The sequence below is a fragment of the Gottfriedia sp. NPDC057948 genome (assembly GCF_042887255.1).
GTDB lineage: Bacteria > Bacillota > Bacilli > Bacillales > Bacillaceae_G > Gottfriedia.
This window is the reverse complement of record NZ_JBHVPN010000004.1, coordinates 111,851-130,339: the sequence shown is the minus strand read 5'-3', so window position 1 is coordinate 130,339 and position 18,489 is coordinate 111,851. Positions and strand designations below refer to the sequence as shown.

Genomic DNA, 18,489 nt, shown 5'->3' with positions numbered 1-18,489 from the left:
AACGGCCTACATTTCTGTATATTTTATTAACATCATTAACGATTATTAAGTAGTTACATTATACATAAATGAATAAATCTATTCAATGGACATGGAATTAATTACATAATCAAAGATTAAAAACTGCGATTTTCAACAAAATCACAAATTGAGATTAAGTAGTCATCTTTAATCCCACATGCTCGAACATGTTGTTTAGCTTCAGTAATAAATGTATGAAGCCTTTCTTTAGCACCCTCTACTGAATACAGCTTAACATAAGTAGTTTTATCATTTTCTATATCACTACCAACTGGCTTACCAAGTACTTCTTCATCACCTATTACGTCTAAAATATCATCTTGTATTTGAAATGCGATACCGAGTTTATAAGCAAATTGCGTTAGGTGAGATAATTGTTCGGCTGTTGCTTTTGAAATAATTGCACCTGCAATAACTGGATACATTAGCATTTTCCCCGTTTTTCTTTCATGGATATATTGCAATTCTTCTCCACTAAGCTCTTTACTTTCACCTTCCATATCTGCTACCTGACCAGCAACCATACCTTCCGGACCTGCAGCTATCGCTAATTCACTAATTAATTGTAGTTTCACTTGATCAGACACATGAAAATCATTCATTTCCGTAATTAATTTAAATGCGTATGTCAATAAACCATCACCTGCTAATACCGCAAGATCTTCGCCAAATACTTTATGATTAGTCGGTTTTCCTCTTCGAAAATCATCATCATCCATACATGGTAAATCATCATGAATTAATGAATAAGTATGAATCATTTCTAAAGCACATGCAGGTTTTATCCCCATTAATGGGTCATTACCAAATGCATCTAGCGTTGCGAAAAGTAAAAGAGGTCTAATTCTTTTCCCTCCACCTTGTAATGAATAGGACATAGATTCTTTTAATTTTTCTGGTGCTTTTAATCTTTCAACCGATTTAATCATTTCATCATTTACTAGTCTACTGGAATACTCCATAAAATCTTTGAAAGTGTTCATATTATTCCTCCTCAACAGTAAAAGGAGTTTGTTCACCCTGTTCATTTAATATAGAAGTCATTTGTTTTTCAACTTTAGTAAGCTTCTCTTGACAAATTTGAGATAGTTTTATACCTTCTTGAAAGTATTCGATCGCTTTTTCAAGAGGTACGTCACCTTGCTCTAATTTTTGTACGATCATTTCAATTTCTTTTATTGCTTCTTCAAAAGAACGCTCATTTTGTGACAATTGATTCACTCTCCTTTTACTTCAAGTACTTCACAATTTAATTTCCCATCGGTCATTTGTAATTGGAATCGGTCTCCGCTTTTTGCTTGTTTAACCGATTTCATTAATTCGTTATCATTTTTATATGCTAATGAATAACCTCTGGCCATAACTTTTAATGGGCTAAGTGCATCTAGTGTATGAACTACTCTTTCCATTTCAAATTTCTTTTGGGTAATTAGGCGATTAAATTCTTTTTGTAAAGCATTATGTAATTGCTGGTGCTTTTGCTTTTCAAGCTGAACTCTATTACTTGGATGATGAATAAGTAGAGACGAATTTAGTTCTTTATGCTTGTTTATTTTAGACTTAATAATTTCATTTATTGATGTATGTAAACGTTCATTAATGCGGTCAAATTGCTCTTGTTTTGGATGGAAAAGTGAATTTGGATATCTAAAAACATAAGCATCTTGAACAGCCTTTAATTGCGTTTGTTTTCGTTCAATAATCGTATCCATCGCTTTATTGAGTCTTGATTTTCGAACTGTAAATTGCTCAAGTATTTCTCTTTGGCTTAACGAAACTAATTCTGCTGCTGCAGTAGGTGTAGGCGCCCTTAGATCAGCGACATAATCAGCAATTGTCGTATCCGTTTCATGACCCACTGCGGAAATGATTGGGATTTTTGATTCAAAGATCGCTCTCGCTACTATTTCTTCGTTAAATGCCCAGAGTTCCTCAATTGATCCTCCGCCACGTCCGACTATTAACACATCTATTTCCTTCATTTTACCTGCTGTTTCAATTGATTTCACAATCGACGCTTTCGCCCCTTCACCTTGTACAAGGGTCGGAATTACAACTATTTTCCCAATCGGGTATCTTCGTTGAATCGTTGTAATGATATCGCGAACAGCAGCACCGGTTGGTGAAGTAACAACCCCGATTACACTAGGAAAAGAAGGAATCTTTTTCTTGAATTTCTGATCAAAGAGTCCTTCTTCTAATAGTTTTTTCTTCAATTGTTCATAAGCTACAAAGAGACCGCCAACCCCATCAGGTTGCATGTCTCTTATGTAGATTTGATAGCTACCAGATCCTGGGTATACATTTATTTCACCTTGTACAATAACCTGCATACCATCGGTTGGTTGAAATGCAATATTTGCATTATAGGATTGAAACATGACCGCTGCAATTCTAGCACCATCATCTTTTAACGTAAAATAATAATGACCGCTAGATGAATGACGTTTAAAATTTGAGATTTCTCCACGGAGAAGTATATTTTGCAAATTACGATCCGCTTGAAATTTTGCTTTTAAATATTTAGTTAATGCGGTAACAGTAACTGGTAGCTTTTCCGTCATGCATAGCCCTTCTTTCATTCTTACAAAGCAATAAGATTAAAGTTTAGTACTCAAATTTAATTTACGATCAATTTGAGAAGCTGCTTTTAACGTATTATGAAGTAGCATTGTAATTGTCATTGGACCTACTCCACCTGGTACAGGCGTAATATAACCAGCAACATTTTTTACATCTTCAAAATTTACGTCTCCGCATAATTTGCCATTTTCGTCTCTATTCATTCCGACGTCAATCACAATTGCTCCCTCTTTAACATAATCAGCTGTAATTAATTTCGCTACACCAATCGCAACGATTAAAATATCAGCCTGCTTTGTAATATTTTTTAGATTAGTTGTACGTGAATGTGTATAAGTAACAGTTGCATTTTCATTTAAGAATAGTTGTCCAACTGGTTTCCCTACAATATTACTACGTCCAATAACAACGACATGTTTTCCACTAATCGGAATATTTGTATTTTCTATTAATTTTAATATACCAAAAGGAGTACAAGGTAGTAATGAATCTTGATTCGTCATCATTCTTCCAATATTAATTGGATGAAATCCATCAACATCTTTTAATGGAGAAATTGTTTCAATTACTTTCTTTTCTGAGATATGAGCAGGTAATGGCAACTGAACTAAAATACCATGAATTGACTCATCATCGTTTATTTTGTTTACAACGGATAATAACTCATCTTCAGTAACTGATTCAGGTAATTCAATTACTTCAGAGTACATTCCTAATTCATTACATGCTTTATGCTTCGAATTCACATATGTTCTTGAAGCAGAATTATTTCCAACTAAAACAACTGCTAAACCTGGTGTAACACCTTGATTTTTTAATTCTGAAACACCATTCTTTAATTCCTCACGAATTGATACTGAAACTTCTTTACCATTAATTAATGTTGCTACCATTTTAGTTTCCCCCTATGCATATAAACAATCTATCTATTTAGAATTTTGATAATACCGCATTGATAAATTTACTAGAATCATCATCACCGTAAACTTTAGCAATTTCAATCGCTTCATTGATTGCTACACTTTTTGGAACATCCTCTAAGTAAGTAATTTCTACTAGAGCAATTCTAAGGATATTGCGATCAACGTTGCCTAAACGATCCATCGTCCAGCTTTCGATATTTGAAGCTAATTGTTCGTCAATCACTTCTTTATGACTAACAAAATTTGTTACAATTGCCTCTAAAAAAGCATCTTGTTTTTCTTCAGCTTCTTCTAATACATGCTCTAATGCCTCTGAAGCATTCGCTTCACTTAAATCCATTTGGAATAATGTTTGTAATGCAAGTTCCCTTGCTTTTCTACGTTTCATCAAAATAATAAACTCCTTTAAGCTAAATTCATCATTCGTTGCATAGGTAATAACGAATTCTAATTTTGTATAGTAACACGTTATTTTACCATTTTTTTTAATAAGTTCCAACGACTGTCTGTATTAACTCTAATTTTTATTATTATTAACGTTTCTAAGCAAACTCAATACTTTAAACTATTTTCTACATTTTAACTTAAAATCCAATAAAATAACAGATTAATGTTTGTGTTTTTTTAAAAAATATTCCTTTTTCTTACTTTAAAATAATATTTACACACGAAAACACGAACATTCAAATAGATAGATTACGAAAATGCGGAATTAAAGGGGGTACAAAAGATTTTCAGGAAATAAAAAAACTTTCCAACTAATACCAGATTTTATGCTCTTTCCTGTCCTTCCTGATTCCTAAGCCATTCATGTTCCAGTATGCTGTATAAATAAGTGTCTCTCCATCCGTCTCTTAATAATAGATTTTCACGCATTTTACCTTCCAAATTTAATCCGCATTTTTCAAGTACTTTAGCTGAAGCAATATTTCTAACATCACATGTCGCAAATATTCGATGAAGCTTAAAATTTTTAAATCCGAATGAAATGACTTCTTTAGTAGCTTCACTAGCAAAACCCATGCCCCAATAGTTCGGATGAATTATATACCCTATTTCACCTATTTGATTAATTTCATCCCTAATATTAAACTCGATTGATCCGATTAATTCATCGGATTTCTTTTCTATTATTGCAAATGCAAATCTAGTCCTATTTATTTGCTTCATATCTTCTAGTATTTTATGAATGAATTCTTTAGTCTCACTCTCCGTATTTGGACCCCATGGCTGAAATTGACATACAACTAATTGTGATGCATATTTATGTACTTGCTGCCAATCACTTTCAACAAATTCACGTAAGTTTGTTCGATTTGTGCTCAAATTTAAGATCATATTGTCACCTTTTTCTATTTCATTTACAAATTAATTTTAACACATTTCAAAATATTAAATTAGTTCACAAGAACCTGACAAAGGATGCACCAAAATGAAAGAACTGAAAAGACTGTCCTTACTTCTTATCTAGCAAAACAAAAAAAGAGCCTCTATTAGATAGAGACTCTTTTTATAAGATTAAAGTTCAATTGGAGCTTCTTGCTCAGGTTTCGTATCGAATTGAACTCCTACTACGTGAACATTTACTTCAGATAATTCAAGACCTGTCATCGTTAGTAATGCTTGACGAATATTGTCTTGTACATTTCCTGCTACAGTTGGGATTGACTTACCAAATTTAACTAGAATGTATACATCGATTGTAATTCGATCTTCTGATAAATCAACTCGGACACCTTTACCGTGATATTTCTTACCGATAATTTCAGAAATACCAGATGCTAGGTTTCCACGCATGCTTGAAACACCTTCAACTTCAGCAGCTGCAATACCAGCAATTACTTCGATTACTTCAGGTGCGATTTCTACTCGACCTAATGTCGCAGTACCCATTTCTAAAATTTGATTTTCGTTCATACAGATCCCTCCACTTTATCCTTTAACAAGCGCATGCTCCTCAAGGAATTTAGTATTATACTTCCCTTTTACGAAGATTTCATTTTGCAATAAATTTAAATGGAATGGAATTGTTGTGTAAATTCCTTCTACCACAAATTCTTCAAGTGCTCTTATCATTATAGCAATTGCTTCTTCTCTTGTCTTGCCATGCACGATAACTTTCGCAATCATTGAATCATAATATGGCGGAATTGTGTACCCGGTATATACAGCAGAATCAACACGAACATTCGGACCACCTGGTGGTAAATACGAATTGATTTTACCAGGAGACGGCATGAAGTTTTTATCTGGATTTTCTGCATTAATACGACATTCAATAGACCATCCTTTTAAAGTCACGTCTGATTGAGTAATTTTTAATGGATGACCTTTAGCAATTAATAATTGTTGCTTAATAAGATCAATACCAGAAATATATTCAGTTACAGGATGCTCAACTTGAATACGTGTGTTCATCTCCATAAAGAAGAAGTTTTTAGTATGTGGTTCATAAATAAACTCAACAGTACCTGCACCCCAGTAATTTACTGCTTCAGCTGCACGAACAGCTGCTTGACCCATTTTTTGACGAGTTTCTTCGTCTAAAACAGGAGATGGCGCTTCTTCTACTAATTTTTGAAGACGACGTTGAATTGTGCAATCACGTTCTCCAAGATGAATCGTATTACCATGTTCATCTGCTAAAACTTGAATTTCAACATGTCTAAAATCTGTAATGTATCTTTCAAGATATACACCCGGATTACCGAAAGCTGTTTGAGCTTCTTGTTGAGTAATTTGTATACCTTTTTCAAGTTCGGTTTCATCTTTTGCTACACGGATCCCTTTACCTCCGCCACCAGCTGTAGCTTTGATAATAACTGGATAACCGATTTCTGCAGCAATCTTTTTACCATCTTCAACACTTTGAATAATACCTTGTGAACCAGGTACTACTGGTACTCCTGCTTCTTTCATTGTTTCACGAGCAACGTCTTTTGTACCCATTTTAGAAATAGAATCAGCCGTTGGTCCAATGAATTTCACATTGCACTCTGTACATAATTCTGCAAAACTAGCATTTTCTGATAAGAAACCATAACCAGGATGGATTCCGTCACAGCCAGTTAGTTTTGCAATACTAATGATATTAGTCATATTTAAATAACTATCTTTTGATAATTTAGGTCCGACACAATAAGCTTCATCAGCCATTTGAACATGTAATGCTTCTTTATCTCCTTCAGAGTAAATAGCAACTGTTTCAATGTTTAATTCTTTACATGCTCGAATAATACGAATGGCGATTTCTCCTCGATTCGCTATTAAAACCTTTTTCATTTCTTCACCTTCTCTAGTAAAGTACTGTTAATTTTGTAGATATTAGGCCTTTACCAAGAATAATGGTTGACCGTATTCTACTAATTGACCATTTTTAGCTAGTACTTCAACGATTTCGCCTTCAATTTCAGCTTCAATTTCATTAAATAACTTCATTGCTTCAACGATACAAACGATTGAATCGTTTTTAATACGATCACCTATAGATACGTATTCTTTTGCATCAGGAGATGGAGATGCGTAGAAAGTACCTACCATCGGTGATGTAATTTTATGTAAGTTACTTGTATCTTCTTTTTCCACTACAGGTGCAGCAACTTCTGCAGCAACTGGTCTTTCTAAAGTTGCAACTGGAGCAGATGTAACAACAGGAGCTACCTCGTGGTGTACAACTGGAGCAGATGTAACAACAGTTGTTTGTCCACCTTTTTTAATTTTAACGATAGCACCATTATCCTCAAATTCGAATTCATTTATTGTTGATTGATCGATTAACTTAATTAATTCTCTAATTTCATGAATTTTCATTCTGTTCACCCCTTAAGACATATAGTCTAATCTTATAACCTAATACTAAACTTTTCAACAAATTATTTTAACCAAAGTAATGCCTAATTATTTTTAGCTATTTTACAAGGAATATTTATATATTATTCCTTACCAAAAATAATTCAATATAAACTATTATAACAGGGAAAACCAAAGACAGAAAGTGCACAGGAATTAGGAATAATCCTAAAATTCACATTAATTATTTATATGCTTATTAAAAAAAATGAAGAGCCAGTAGTTAATCCCGCTGGCAACAGGCGATTTAAACAATGGGAAGCCTTTTATTTTGGCTATTACGTACATTATGTTCTTCTAAATAAGTACTTAGTTGATTTTTCGTTACAGGATGTAAATAACCTCACGGGGGCTTCATTTATTTTGGAAAATTGGTCAAACCTTTTATACAAAATGATAGCCAGTAGAATGAATTCTACTGGCTTTGTTCAACAAATTATTTAACTTGGAATTTTACAACTACTAATTTTTCACCTAAGACACTTCTTGTCATTTGAATAATGTCATTCGCTGCTTTTCTGCTTGGTTTTGCAGATGTTACATCTACTTTTACTTCATCTTTGTCAGAACGAACTAGTGCATCTTTATAGCCAGCTTCTTTAATCATAGTTTCTACATCTGATTCTAATGCAGTTAATTTTTGAAGTTCATTCATATTAGTGAATGCATCACTCTTCTCTTTTGCTGATGCAGTTGCTGAGTCAACAGTAGATTTATATTCATCAATTAATTGACTTCTTTGATCTTCTTGTTCCATACGTTGTTTTAAGAATACTTCACTAGTAGAATTTTCTTTGGAAGCTGTTTCTTTATCGTTTTGTTTAGAAGTATCTGAGTTTTGTTTAGAAGTATCTGAGTTTTGTTTAGAAGTATCTGTTTTAGAATCCGTTTTCTTAGTATCTTTAGGAGTTGAGTCTAATGAATCTGTATTTGTGCTATTATTCATGTTCATAAAACTTGTTGTTTTTAAATTATCAGGTGTTGTAACATAATAAACTGATAATACAACTACTAAACTTAACATTGTTAATAACCAAATTGTTTGTTTTTTCATTTAACTTTTACCTTCTTCCTCTTATTTTTTTGGTTGTACAGAGACACGATAGCTTGGTACATCAAGTAATCGTGTAACAGCTTCTCTAATCATTTGTTTAACTTCTAGGTTATCTGCACCTTTTGCAATAATGAGTACACCTCTAATTCTTGGCATTTGAGTTTCGGCTATAACAGGTTCTTGTTTATCACCGTTATCAATAATGACTACTTGCTCTTCTTGTGATTGATCATCAATATTTCGTTTCCCACCTTGTTTATCTGTTTCCTCAGTTTCTTGAGAACGATTCGTTTTATTTGTTTGATAAACGTTCTTTCCACTACCTTCAAGATTTACTACTACTTTTACATTACTTACACCAGCCATATTATTTAATGTCTCTGTTAGCTGCTGCTCGTATTTTGTTTCATATTCTTCCATTTTGTTTGATGATGATTTTCCACCATCACTTCCAAGAGTCTCAACAGCTTGTTCATTATTTTTTGGTTTTCCACTCGTTTCTGTGGAAATAGGTGAAAGCATTGAATTCGTTTTTTGATTTGTATTAGTAAATAGACTGCTTGCAATCATCCAACAAACCCCGAGTCCCAGTAGAGCTAGTACATATTTTCTCGTCAGTTTAAATGGACTTTTTTCTTTGTCAGAAGAGGTTTTGTCATCGCCATTTCCTTTTAGAAAGTCTGCTAATTTTATTGGTGGAATCTTTTTCTTCATTTGTCATTACTCCCCTCCTTCCATTTTGACTTCGATTTGCTTGTCCTCAAGCTCCCATTTATTTGCTAAAAAAGTTTGTAACTCTTGTTGTTTAATTTTTTCATCGTCTGTCTGAACTGGCTGATCGGTATTAATTGATACTTCTTGAACAGGTTCTACATTGCTTGTCTCATCTTTTTTAGGGCCAACGTAAACGATTACTTTAGAAAGATCCTGAGCTGTTTTGACATTATTAACTCCATCTTTTACTTGTAAATCCACATTTGTAATGACCTGTTCAAATTCTTTTGTAAAGCTTTTTTCAACGTCCTTTTTCATTTGGACAGCCATTTGTTTTAATATATATGCACGTTCTGCTTCTTGTATTTCATTTTTCTTATTATTTATTTCATTTTTTATTTCGCCATTTGCTTCATACGTTTTAGACTGGTACCCAGCTAGCACTTCTTTTATATTTACTCTGAATAATTGAAAAATTGGTTGGAGCATCATGACAATTAATAATAGACTGGCTACAAATCGTACATATTTTGCTAAGCCGGTATTTGGAATTAACATCATAATGACGGTTGCAACTAGTATATAGACGATAATATTTGAAACCCAGTGTATAAAGAATTCCATTTTTTCACCTACCTAAACATGACGACAATGTTTCCTGCCGCTATTATTAAAGTCATACTTAAGAAAAACATTAATGAAACAATTGATAAACAAACAAATAAATAAGTTACACTTTTTCCGATCGTATCAATCGTGCTAATGATATTTTTACTTCCAACTGGTTGTAAAATCGCCGCTGAGAATTTATAAATTAAAGCTAAAACTAATATTTTAATAGCTGGGAATACAACGATTGCCAATAAAGTAACTAAACCTACAATCCCAACTGTATTTTTTAATAATAAAGACGCACTAATAACTGTATCTGTAACGTCTGCAAAAACTTTACCAACAACCGGAACAAAATTACTTGTTACAAATTTAGCTGTTTTTACTGCTACCCCGTCCGAAACGGCAGTCGTCAAACCTTGTACACTTAATACCCCTAAAAAAATAGTTAAAAAGATTCCTAGTACACCTACAGCAACATTTCTTATTAATGAAGCAAGTTTTGTCACCTTTAACTCATCATTTATAATGCTTACAATACTTAAAATTGTTGATACAAGAATTAAAGGTAGTACAAAATACGTCACTAGTAATCCACTGGTGTGCATTAAAAAAATTAAGATTGGATGGAAAACACCAACGGATATGACACCACCTGATGTCGCAATCAAAGCTAGTAAAATAGGTATTAGTGCTCGTAAAAAATCAATCATGACTGTAATTGCATCTTGGGTGGCCTGCGTGGCAACATAGAAACTATTTAATGCAAAAACGACTAATACTAGAAAAACCACATTATCAGCAATCTTACTAACCGTACTCTTCTCAAATGCATTTTGTAATGATTGGAGTAAAGAGCTAAAAATAACTAACATAATTAAGATCCCTAATATTTTTCCATTACTTATTAACTCAAAAAATATATATTTAGCAAATGCAATAAACCATTCTTGCAATGAAAATTTCTTTTCTCCCTTTATAAATTGGATAAAGTCCCCTTTTTGACTTTCTGGTAAAAAGCCACCATATTGATGAACAACTTCATCCCAATATTGTTGAACTTCATCGATCCCTAACCTTTGTATTTGTTCATTTACTATCTCAGCAGGTGGAGGAGCAGCTTGTACAATTCTTGGTACTAAAAAAAAGAGAGTAAAGAAAAGAAGAAAAACTTTCATCCTTTTTGACATAATGTCCTCCTTCCCTTACATCTAAGAAATTTTTGGTAAAAAACTTAAAATTGTTTCAATTAAAGCTGTTAAAATCGGTACTGCAAGAACCAAAATGAGTACTTTGCCCCCTAGTTCAATCTTGGAAGCAATTGCCCCTTGGCCTGCATCTTTCGTAATTTGAACGCCAAATTCAGCTATGTATGCGATCCCAATTATTTTTAATAAAGTTTCAACATACACATTTTTAATACTCGCTTGATTTGCTAGCTTTTGAATTTGATCTAATAAAAATTGCACTTTATCTAATAAAAATAAAAACAATACACAGCTTATAAAAACAGTTATTGCTAACGTAAAATTATTCATTTTAAATTGATTTAATAGAAGAATGACAAATGTCGCAGCTAAACCAATGCCAACAATTTGGATGATTTCCAAAGACTCTCACCCCTAATCTAATGAAATAGAAATACATCCCTAACTTTATTAAATAGATCACCAGCTTTAGTGATTACTTGAAGAAATACGATAATGAATGCAGTTATAATCGTCCAAGTAGCAAACTCTTCCTGTCCGGCTTTCTTTAAGACCGCATGGATAATGGCAGCAATTACTCCAATCCCAGCTATCTGAAACATCAGTGCATAATTTGTAATCAATTTAAATTCCTCCTACAAGAGTAATATAACGATTAATATTCCACTTAAAACGCCTAACATTTTAGACATTCGTTCATAACTGCCCTGTGAATCGATTGCTTCTTGCTCTTCTCTTTCCAAATGTTTTAGTGCTAAAATGATTTGTTTTTGTTGAGAATATTTATCATGCATACCAATCGTCTCACCAAATTGTAATAACACTTGTATGTCTGACTCTTTAATCGAGACAGTTTTTGCATATTTCATTAATGAATTTTCCCAAGCTTCTTTCGCTGATAATGCGCTCGTTTCAAGTTGAATTGCAAAATCCTTTAAACAACTATTAATCGGTCCTTTCAATTGACTCGAAATTCTTCTAAACGCTTCTTGCAGTGGCAATTGACTATACATTACCTCTGCTTCAAGTGATTGGAGAGCCAACTTCCAGCCCCTTAATTCTTTTGTTCGTTCTGATAATCTACCGGCAAAATAAAATCCAAGCCAGCTTGTTGAAAAAATGATAATAAGTGCTCCAATCCACCTCATCTAAAGCACCGCCCTCGGATGAAATAAACTAGTGAAATCCTTATTTTTAATATCCGTAACAGTACCAGGTGACGGAAAATTTGAAATTTCAATAAATCGTTCAAATGTCCCATTTTGAAACAAAGGCAAAAGAGAAGGGCGTTTTCTAATTTCCTCAAGAGAATAGCCATGGACGGTTACTATTAATTGAACTCCGGCAAAGATCGCTTCTAAAATTGCATCAACATCTTCCTTTTTTCCAATTTCGTCTACAAGAATGACATGAGGACTCATCGACCTTACAAGCATCATCATTCCTTCAGCCTTTGGACATGCATCTAATACATCGATTCTTTCACCAAATGTATATTGAGGAACCCCTTTAACTGAACCTGCTATCTCAGAACGCTCGTCAACTATGCCTACTTTCCCAGGCCTTATTCTCCTTATGGCATCGCCTTGACTCACCACTCTAGCAAAATCCCTAAGTAATGTTGTTTTCCCTGCTTGTGGCGGGCCAATCAGCATAGTGTTTTTCCATCTTCCTTCATAAACATACTTTACAAAAGGACTAGCTATTCCTACTTTTTCTTTTGCAATCCGAAAATTATAAGAACTAATATCTCGAATCATTTTAACCATTCCATTTTCGGTTACAACGCGACCAGCTAACCCGACTCGATGCCCACCTTTAATTGTGATATATCCTTTTTTCAATTCTTCCTCAATCGTATAAATTGAAAATTGACTTAACTTTCCAAGAATCTGCCCGCCTTCTTCTTCTGTTAGGATATAAGGAATAAAATTTGACTGATTATTAGAAATCACTTCAACTGGACGCCCAATTCTTAACCTTAATTCCTCGACTTGATGTAAGTCTCCATATGAACGCTGTAACTTTTCTTTAATTAATGTAGGTAATACGTTGAAAACCTCTTCCATAAAAGGTCACATCCTATCATTTAAAAACTGCCAACAATATTAAAAACACACCACAAACTACTAAAACTAATCGAATAGGATCCAATTTAGAAGCAACCCCTATAATTCCAATAGCCATTGTTGAAATGAGAATTATAGGTCCGACAGTTGCCAAAACACTATTTACTGCCAAGGCTTTCTTAATGTCGTTTAAATACAAAATTGTAAAAGCAGCAATCAATTCTACACTTCCACCAAAAACTCTAAGCATTCCCATACTTAGAACAGCTCGATCCATTGAATCAATCCAATCCTTCATAGCTACACACCTTTTTTCATTCTTTTTTATTACTAATATGCTGAACATGTCCATTTCAGAAGACAAACATTAATTCGAAGGCACAAAAAAGAGAGAAGTCGTATAACTTCTCTCTTTAGACTTGCTTATGAATGGTTGGTGTGTATCTGAAAAAGTAAATATGAAATAACTTACTCATGACAGACCTATGAGAGGTTCATGAGTTACTTTTAACGCAGATTCTTTAATTTTACTTACTCATAAAGGGTTCATGAATTACTATTTAAGCAGAATCTTGAATCTTACTTACTCATAAAGGGGTCATGAGTTACTTTTAACGCAGATTCTTGAATCTTACATTCTTATACCAGGTTCATGAGTAACTATTAAAGCTAAATAAAGAAAAATAACTTACTCATGACAGGCCGTAATAGAAATCAACATGACTTATATCTTCATTGTCTTACGATAAGATTCTCAAACAAAATTAAAATATCATATAAACAAAAAAGATTATTACCATAATAACTTGCAATACCGCTTTTGCTAATGAACTACTAATAAAAGAGACAACTGTCGCCCATGCAGATTTTATTGACTCTTTCGTATTCTTCCCTTGTAATTTCTCAGCAATAAAAACAGATATGAAAGGGACAATAATTAAGCCAAAGGGAGGAAAAACAAACGATCCAACGATTACAGCTAAACACCCTACTCTTTCACCAGTTTTTGTACTGCCGTATTTTTTAAGAAAATATTTATTAGCTAGAATATCCGCTAGAAAAATAACAGCTGTAAAAATCAGCATAATAATCCAAAACGATCTATTTAAATTAGTTTTATTTATACCAAAGTAATAAATTAAAAACCCTACCCATAATACTGGTACACCTGGAATTATTGGTTTGATTAGCGCAATAAACGCCAATGCAAAACAAATGATAATCAATGTCCAAAGAACTATTGATGTAACCATTTAATCACCCTTACTTATTTAAATTTGATAATAAGAAAAAAGAGACACTCTTTTAAATAAGTGCCTCCATTTTTACATTTAATTAAGCTTTTGAACGTGAAACGTAGCTAGCTTCAGTTGTGTTAATAATTAATACTTCGCCTTCATTAATGAAGATTGGTACTTGTACTACTAAACCAGTTTCCATTGTAGCTGGTTTTGTAACGTTAGAAGCAGTATCACCTTTAATACCTGGTTCAGTTTCAACTACTTTTAGATCAACAGTGTTTGGTAATTCAACACCTAAAATTTCACTTTCAAAAGTCATGATATAAACTTCCATATTTTCTTTAAGGAATTTTAATTCACGTTCAATATTTGCTTCTGGTAATTCAATTTGCTCATAAGACTCATTGTCCATGAATACATGTTGGTTACCATTAGCATATAAATATTGCATTTTACGGTTTTGAATATGTGCTTTTGCTACTTTCTCACCAGCACGGAATGTTTTTTCTTGTACAGCACCTGTACGTAGGTTACGAAGTTTTGAACGTACGAATGCAGCACCTTTACCTGGTTTAACGTGTTGGAAATCAATTACTTGCCAAAGTCCACCGTCAGTTTCAATTGTTAAACCTGTACGAAAATCATTTACTGAAATCATTAAATATCCTCCTAAAAAATGAAATGGTTCTATAAGTATGTATTGTGTAAAAAAGAACCATTTCTCTTACCATGAATTTCTTTTACAACTTTATATCATAAAGTAAAATACGCTTTTTGTGTAGTTCTAATTTCTAATCTAATGAAATCTTATAAAATAATTAGATTTTTTGGTGAAGACATTAAGTTTTCGTTACCACCAGTTTTAACGATTAAATCATCTTCTATACGAACTCCACCTAGATTTGGAATATAAATACCTGGTTCACAAGTTACGATCATATTTGGCTCTAATACTGTATCAGAACGGAATGATACGCCAGGTCCCTCATGAACTTCTAGACCAATACCATGGCCAGTTCCATGTCCATAATATTCTCCATAACCTTTTTCCGTAATATAATCACGAGTTAAAGCATCAGCTTCTTTACCTGTAATACCTGCTTTAATCCCATTAACACCACGTAATTGAGCTTCAAGAACGATATCATAAATTTTCTTCAAATCAGAATGAGGCTCACCTACAGAAACTGTTCTAGTCATATCTGATACATAACCTTTATAGTATGCACCAAAATCTAACGTTACAAAATCACCTGTTTCAATTACTTTTTCTGATGCTACACCGTGAGGAAGCGCAGAACGAGTACCAGAAGCTACGATTGTATCAAATGATGATGAAGTAGCACCTAATTTACGCATAAAAAATTCTAACTCATTCGATACTTCTAATTCAGTAACACCTGGACGGATAAATCCTAAAATATGATCAAAAGCAGATTCTGCAATTTTAGCAGCTTCTTTAATGATTGAAATCTCTGCATCCGTTTTAATTAAGCGTAATTTTTCAATTAATCCACTTACAGGAACTAATTCTGCTTTTACTACTTTGCGGTAAGAACCAAATTCTGTAAACGTAACATGATCTTGTTCAAATCCTAGTTTTGCTACGCCAAATTTCTCAGTTAAAGCTGCAACTTCAGCTGGGATTGAACCTTCATGTTTAACTATCTCATAACCTTCACATTGGCTAGTAGCTTGTTCAATATAGCGGAAATCAGTAATGAATAAAGCTTTGTCCTGTGTAATTAATGCAACACCAGCAGAACCTGTGAAGTTCGTCATGTAACGTCTGTTGTATGTACTAGTAACTAATAATGCGTCTAATCCTTTTTCTACTAAAGCTTCACGTAACTTTTTAATTTTTTCCATTGTTTTTCTCTCCCCTACTAATCTTTTTTAACGCACTTAACCCTAGATCATATCCATACACACCTAAACCAACGATTTGCCCTACAGTTACAGCAGCTAGAACTGAAGTATGTCGGAACTCTTCTCTTTTATGTATATTTGAAATGTGTACTTCAATAGTTGGTACGGTAATACTTGCAATTGCATCACGAATTGCATAACTGTAATGAGTAAATGCGCCAGGATTAAACAGAATCCCATCATAGACATTATTTGCCGCATGCAGTTGATCGATTAATTCACCTTCATGATTCGATTGAAAACAATCAATCGTGTCCCCATCTTCATGTGCAAGCGATGATAAATGATCCTCAATATCCTTTAATGTAGTTGAACCATAGATAGAAACTTCTCTCTGACCGAGCATATTTAGATTAGGTCCATTCAATAATAAAAACTTAGCCATTTTAAAAGTCTCCACCCATCATTTTTCGCATATTTATCCCAAATACACATATCTTGGAATACCCAAGGTTTATTTTATCATAGGCCAGACTATTTTGAATAGCCACGCAAATATGCCTTTTGCTCTTGAAATGCAAAAGAAACAGAATATGCAATAAAAGTTCCGTATAAAATGAATAAACAGATTGTAGTAACTGTCGTATCAGACGAGTAATCCTTAATTGCTTTTAAATCGAATGCTATTTTACCAAGAAGAATAAAAACAATAACCCATAGGAGTAATCCAAAAAATATACCTGGCAGAATTCCGTTAAATTTTCTACCGATAAAATAAAAAATAAAAGCAATAATGATTGATATAATCCCAATACCAACTATAGAAATTAAGTTTTCAATATAACCATTTGCCCATTTTCCAAGTTTAATTCTTTCTAAAACAAAATTTGGACCAATTTGAGTAAAGTCAAAATAACTTAGTACTAACAAAACAGAAGACCAAAATATGCCACCAAAAAACCCAATACTTGCAATCTTATTAAAGTTCTTATTCCCTTTTGAATCACCATCGCCACCTTGGACTAGGTATTCATTTTGACTTTTACTCTGATTTTGATCTTGGTTTTGATTATTTTCTTGAACCTGCATATCCTTTTCTTGTTCTTGATCCTGACCTTGCTTTTTTTCTTGTTCTTTATCTTTTTCCTGCATTTAACATTTCCCTTTCCATACATTGCTAAATATCTCTGAGTATTATGTCCAACAAAGAAATTTTTAATGTGATTCCGATTTTTTATTAGAAAATTAAAAATATTATGATTATTATTTAGATTTTCCTACTTCTTACTTGCACCATTATTATGCTTACATTTACAATAGATAGTAATAGATAAAAAACAAGTTTAGGTTGGTGCAACATGAGAGAGAAAAATAAAGCAGTTTATGGGGGTCAAGCAATCGTAGAGGGCGTAATGTTTGGTGGCAAAACACATACAGTCTCTGCTATCCGCAGGACAAATGAAGAAATTCAATATTATGAAGAACCGATACATATAAATCGGACAATGCAAAAATTAAAGAAAATTCCTTTAGTCCGTGGTGTAGTCGCGATTATACAAGCAAGTATTAATGGATCCAAGCATTTAAATTACTCAACTGAAAGATACGGAATTGATCCAAAAGATGATGAGAAAATTGCAATTGAGCGTGAAAAACAAAAAGGTACGCTTGCAGCTTATCTCGGACTCTCTTTACTAGCCGTTTTATCATTTTTAGTTGGAAAAGTTATTTTTACACTTGTACCAGTACTACTAGCAGCAACACTGAAACCAATATTTGAAACCGATTTTCAACAAGTCGTAATAGAAAGTATCTTAAAACTAGGTTTTTTATTAATTTATATTTACTTAGTTTCATTGACTCCATTTATAAAAAGAGTGTTTATGTATCACGGTGCCGAGCATAAAGTGATTAATGCATATGAAAACAATATTCCTTTAACGATTGAAGGAGTCCAATCACAATCTCGACTTCATTATCGTTGTGGAAGCAGCTTTATCCTATTTACTGTAATTGTTGGTATGTTCATATACTTCTTAGTTCCAACAAGCCCACTATGGCTAAGAATTGTCGATCGACTTTTATTAATTCCAGTCGTTATAGGTGTTTCGTTCGAAGTTCTTCAATTAACAAATAAAGTTCGAAATATTCCTATATTAAGATGGGTAGGTTACCCTGGATTATGGCTTCAATTATTAACAACTAAAGAACCATCTGATGATCAAGTTGAAGTTTCAATCGCTTCATTTAACCGACTTTTAGAAGTGGAAAAAAATAACAAGAATTAATTGACAGAATTTTATAAAAAATATCAACTTATTGGATAAAATGTAATAAACTATAAGA

The 18,489-nt window shown here is 33.1% G+C and carries 24 protein-coding genes; 1 reads left to right on the top strand and 23 read right to left on the bottom strand.

All coding sequences use genetic code 11. From position 1 onward, the window contains the following. Positions 1-116: 116 nt before the first annotated feature. From ACFVRR_RS09110 to ACFVRR_RS09000, 23 genes are all read right to left on the bottom strand, one after another. Positions 117-1,004, bottom strand: a complete 888-nt coding sequence (locus tag ACFVRR_RS09110) for a polyprenyl synthetase family protein (RefSeq protein ID WP_387327305.1) — start codon at positions 1,002-1,004, stop codon at positions 117-119. 1 nt (position 1,005) lies between these two features. Next, complete coding sequence (locus tag ACFVRR_RS09105; RefSeq protein ID WP_387327302.1) at positions 1,006-1,233, bottom strand: exodeoxyribonuclease VII small subunit; 228 nt, start codon at positions 1,231-1,233, stop codon at positions 1,006-1,008. A gap of 5 nt (positions 1,234-1,238) precedes the next feature. Further along, a complete protein-coding gene (xseA, locus tag ACFVRR_RS09100) occupies positions 1,239-2,585 on the bottom strand; it encodes an exodeoxyribonuclease VII large subunit (protein ID WP_387327299.1) in 1,347 nt (448 codons plus the stop codon). A 36-nt stretch (positions 2,586-2,621) separates the two neighbouring features. Beyond that, positions 2,622-3,497, bottom strand: a complete 876-nt coding sequence (gene folD, locus ACFVRR_RS09095) for a bifunctional methylenetetrahydrofolate dehydrogenase/methenyltetrahydrofolate cyclohydrolase FolD (protein ID WP_387327296.1) — start codon at positions 3,495-3,497, stop codon at positions 2,622-2,624. A gap of 37 nt (positions 3,498-3,534) precedes the next feature. Further along, on the bottom strand, positions 3,535-3,915 hold the full coding sequence (gene nusB / locus ACFVRR_RS09090) for a transcription antitermination factor NusB (RefSeq protein ID WP_387327830.1): 381 nt from the start codon (positions 3,913-3,915) through the stop codon (positions 3,535-3,537). Between the two features lie 383 nt (positions 3,916-4,298). After that, positions 4,299-4,865 (bottom strand): GNAT family N-acetyltransferase, encoded by a 567-nt coding sequence (locus tag ACFVRR_RS09085; protein ID WP_387327293.1) that lies wholly within the window; start codon positions 4,863-4,865, stop codon positions 4,299-4,301. 180 nt (positions 4,866-5,045) lie between these two features. Further along, positions 5,046-5,444: an Asp23/Gls24 family envelope stress response protein gene (locus ACFVRR_RS09080; protein WP_056475162.1), complete on the bottom strand. Its 399-nt coding sequence runs from the start codon at positions 5,442-5,444 to the stop codon at positions 5,046-5,048. A gap of 15 nt (positions 5,445-5,459) precedes the next feature. Beyond that, complete coding sequence (gene accC, locus ACFVRR_RS09075; RefSeq protein ID WP_387327289.1) at positions 5,460-6,809, bottom strand: acetyl-CoA carboxylase biotin carboxylase subunit; 1,350 nt, start codon at positions 6,807-6,809, stop codon at positions 5,460-5,462. A 42-nt stretch (positions 6,810-6,851) separates the two neighbouring features. After that, positions 6,852-7,337, bottom strand: a complete 486-nt coding sequence (accB, locus tag ACFVRR_RS09070) for an acetyl-CoA carboxylase biotin carboxyl carrier protein (RefSeq protein ID WP_387327286.1) — start codon at positions 7,335-7,337, stop codon at positions 6,852-6,854. Positions 7,338-7,812: 475 nt separating this feature from the next. Next, the gene (locus ACFVRR_RS09065; RefSeq protein WP_387327283.1) at positions 7,813-8,430 is read right to left on the bottom strand and encodes a SpoIIIAH-like family protein; all 618 of its coding nucleotides are present in this window, start codon (positions 8,428-8,430) and stop codon (positions 7,813-7,815) included. Positions 8,431-8,451: 21 nt separating this feature from the next. Next, on the bottom strand, positions 8,452-9,144 hold the full coding sequence (gene spoIIIAG, locus ACFVRR_RS09060; protein ID WP_387327280.1) for a stage III sporulation protein AG: 693 nt from the start codon (positions 9,142-9,144) through the stop codon (positions 8,452-8,454). Between the two features lie 6 nt (positions 9,145-9,150). After that, the gene (spoIIIAF, locus tag ACFVRR_RS09055; RefSeq protein WP_387327277.1) at positions 9,151-9,768 is read right to left on the bottom strand and encodes a stage III sporulation protein AF; all 618 of its coding nucleotides are present in this window, start codon (positions 9,766-9,768) and stop codon (positions 9,151-9,153) included. An 8-nt stretch (positions 9,769-9,776) separates the two neighbouring features. Next, positions 9,777-10,946, bottom strand: a complete 1,170-nt coding sequence (spoIIIAE, locus tag ACFVRR_RS09050; RefSeq protein ID WP_387327274.1) for a stage III sporulation protein AE — start codon at positions 10,944-10,946, stop codon at positions 9,777-9,779. 21 nt (positions 10,947-10,967) lie between these two features. Next, on the bottom strand, positions 10,968-11,357 hold the full coding sequence (gene spoIIIAD / locus ACFVRR_RS09045) for a stage III sporulation protein AD (protein ID WP_069034314.1): 390 nt from the start codon (positions 11,355-11,357) through the stop codon (positions 10,968-10,970). Between the two features lie 26 nt (positions 11,358-11,383). Then, complete coding sequence (gene spoIIIAC / locus ACFVRR_RS09040) at positions 11,384-11,587, bottom strand: stage III sporulation protein AC (protein WP_088072847.1); 204 nt, start codon at positions 11,585-11,587, stop codon at positions 11,384-11,386. Between the two features lie 12 nt (positions 11,588-11,599). Continuing rightward, positions 11,600-12,112, bottom strand: a complete 513-nt coding sequence (gene spoIIIAB, locus ACFVRR_RS09035; protein WP_025672205.1) for a stage III sporulation protein SpoIIIAB — start codon at positions 12,110-12,112, stop codon at positions 11,600-11,602. After that, positions 12,113-13,033: a stage III sporulation protein AA gene (gene spoIIIAA / locus ACFVRR_RS09030; RefSeq protein ID WP_387327269.1), complete on the bottom strand. Its 921-nt coding sequence runs from the start codon at positions 13,031-13,033 to the stop codon at positions 12,113-12,115. A gap of 16 nt (positions 13,034-13,049) precedes the next feature. After that, the gene (locus tag ACFVRR_RS09025; protein WP_025672203.1) at positions 13,050-13,331 is read right to left on the bottom strand and encodes a YqhV family protein; all 282 of its coding nucleotides are present in this window, start codon (positions 13,329-13,331) and stop codon (positions 13,050-13,052) included. Positions 13,332-13,797: 466 nt separating this feature from the next. Further along, a complete protein-coding gene (locus tag ACFVRR_RS09020) occupies positions 13,798-14,286 on the bottom strand; it encodes a DUF456 domain-containing protein (protein WP_387327265.1) in 489 nt (162 codons plus the stop codon). A gap of 82 nt (positions 14,287-14,368) precedes the next feature. Further along, complete coding sequence (gene efp, locus ACFVRR_RS09015) at positions 14,369-14,932, bottom strand: elongation factor P (RefSeq protein WP_172443911.1); 564 nt, start codon at positions 14,930-14,932, stop codon at positions 14,369-14,371. A gap of 149 nt (positions 14,933-15,081) precedes the next feature. Then, positions 15,082-16,143, bottom strand: coding sequence for a M24 family metallopeptidase (locus ACFVRR_RS09010; RefSeq protein WP_387327261.1), 1,062 nt, complete (start codon positions 16,141-16,143; stop codon positions 15,082-15,084). Then, positions 16,130-16,588 carry a type II 3-dehydroquinate dehydratase gene (aroQ, locus tag ACFVRR_RS09005; RefSeq protein WP_069034086.1) on the bottom strand — a complete coding sequence of 153 codons (459 nt, stop codon included), beginning with the start codon at positions 16,586-16,588 and terminating at the stop codon, positions 16,130-16,132. The genes ACFVRR_RS09010 and aroQ overlap by 14 nt, the downstream gene beginning before the upstream one ends. Positions 16,589-16,677: 89 nt before the next feature. Next, positions 16,678-17,295: a YqhR family membrane protein gene (locus ACFVRR_RS09000; RefSeq protein WP_387327258.1), complete on the bottom strand. Its 618-nt coding sequence runs from the start codon at positions 17,293-17,295 to the stop codon at positions 16,678-16,680. A 206-nt stretch (positions 17,296-17,501) separates the two neighbouring features. Here ACFVRR_RS09000 and ACFVRR_RS08995 point away from each other — a divergent pair, with 206 nt between their 5' ends. Further along, positions 17,502-18,431, top strand: a complete 930-nt coding sequence (locus ACFVRR_RS08995) for a DUF1385 domain-containing protein (protein ID WP_387327255.1) — start codon at positions 17,502-17,504, stop codon at positions 18,429-18,431. Positions 18,432-18,489 lie beyond the last annotated feature (58 nt).